Annotated in this window: 1 protein-coding gene and 1 pseudogene; one reads left to right on the plus strand and one right to left on the minus strand. The window is 68.8% G+C overall.

Features of this window, described 5'->3' with window-relative positions; genetic code table 11:
• Positions 1–106: 106 nt before the first annotated feature.
• A complete protein-coding gene (locus ACFWY9_RS19910; RefSeq protein WP_378325955.1) occupies positions 107–865 on the minus strand; it encodes an SDR family NAD(P)-dependent oxidoreductase in 759 nt (252 codons plus the stop codon).
• Between the two features lie 216 nt (positions 866–1,081).
• Here ACFWY9_RS19910 and ACFWY9_RS19915 point away from each other — a divergent pair.
• Positions 1,082–1,467: pseudogene (locus ACFWY9_RS19915) on the plus strand (hypothetical protein); the annotation flags it as partial.

Raw genomic sequence — 1,467 nt, forward strand, 5'->3', positions numbered from 1 at the left:
GCCAACCGCTCCTCAGTGTTCTGCGGGGGTATTTCCCCCCACCCCCCGGCCACTACACCCCCCTTCAGTACGTCCTATGCGACGGGAGTCCCCTTCAGCTCGCGCGTCAGCGCGGGGCCATGCGCAGGGAGCCGTCCATGCGGATGACCTCGCCGTTGAGGTAGTCGTGGTCGATCAGCGACAGCGCGAGCTGCGCGTACTCGTCCGGCCGGGCGAGCCGCTTCGGGAACGGGATGCCGGCCGCGAGGCCCTCGCGGAACTCCTCGCTGACCGTCGCGAGCATCGGGGTGTCGACGATGCCCGGCGCGATGGTCAGCACCCGGATGCCGTGCGAGGCGAGGTCACGCGCCGCGGGGAGGGTCATGCCGACGACACCGCCCTTCGACGACGCGTACGCCACCTGGCCGATCTGCCCGTCGTAGGCCGCGACCGACGCGGTGTTGATGATGACGCCGCGGGCGTTGTCTTCGAGCGGCTCGGTCTTCGCGATCGCCTCGGACGCCAGCGTCACCACGTTGAACGTGCCGATCAGGTTGATCTGGATGACCTTCGCGTACAGCGCGAGGTCGTGCGGGCCCTTCTTGGACAGGATCCGCGCGGACGGGCCGATCCCGGCGCAGTTCACCACGGTCCGCAGCGGTACGCCCGAGCTCGCCGCGGTCTCCACCGCGACCCGAACCTGGTCCGGGTCGGTGACGTCGGCCTCGACGTACGTGACGCCGTCGATCTGCTCGGCCTTCTCGATCGAGGAGGCGAGGTCGAGCGCGAACACCTTGGCGCCCTTGCCGGCCAGCGCCTTCGCGGTCGCCCCGCCGAGCCCGGACGCGCCACCCGTGACGAGTGCCGCGGTGTCGGTGATCTGCATGTTCTCCCGTTCCCTTCTGGCCAGCGCACTGATTGAGACAGGTTAACGCTCGTTCGCATCGGCGTCGTGGGTGTGCTGCCTCACTGGGGTTTTTTCATCCTGTTGGTGCTGGTCTGGGTGCTTGACGGGGTGGGTTGTGGTTGTGCCGTAGGGGTTTGCTGGGTTGCGTACCGGCGGTACGGGAACGTGGTGGAGCCCCCGGATGTTGATCAAGTCGTGACACAAGAATCCACGTCCGGGGGCTCCGCTCCCACTGTCTCACAGTCCGAGATCGCCGCCTCGTACCGCAGTGCGCTGCCGGTCTCGCCACCCACGATCGCGATGTTGACCAGGCTGATCAGCCGGCATCGCCGGGTGATCGGGTCGCGGTGGCGCAAGGTGTCGGCGGCCGAGCAGGCGGTGCTGGTGCTGGCGATGCTGCGCCACGATCAGCGGCTACTGGACTTGTCCCGTGCCAACGCGGTATCGGCCTCCACTATCCGCCGCTGGCTGCTGGAGGTGATCGGGCTGCTCGCGGCCCGGGCACCCCGACTGGACCGGGTGCTGCGGCGACTGGTCGCCCGGGGTGCGGTGGTGGTGCTGGCCGATGGCACCCTGCTGCA

The sequence above is a fragment of the Amycolatopsis sp. NPDC059027 genome (genome assembly GCF_042739735.1).
GTDB lineage: Bacteria > Actinomycetota > Actinomycetes > Mycobacteriales > Pseudonocardiaceae > Amycolatopsis.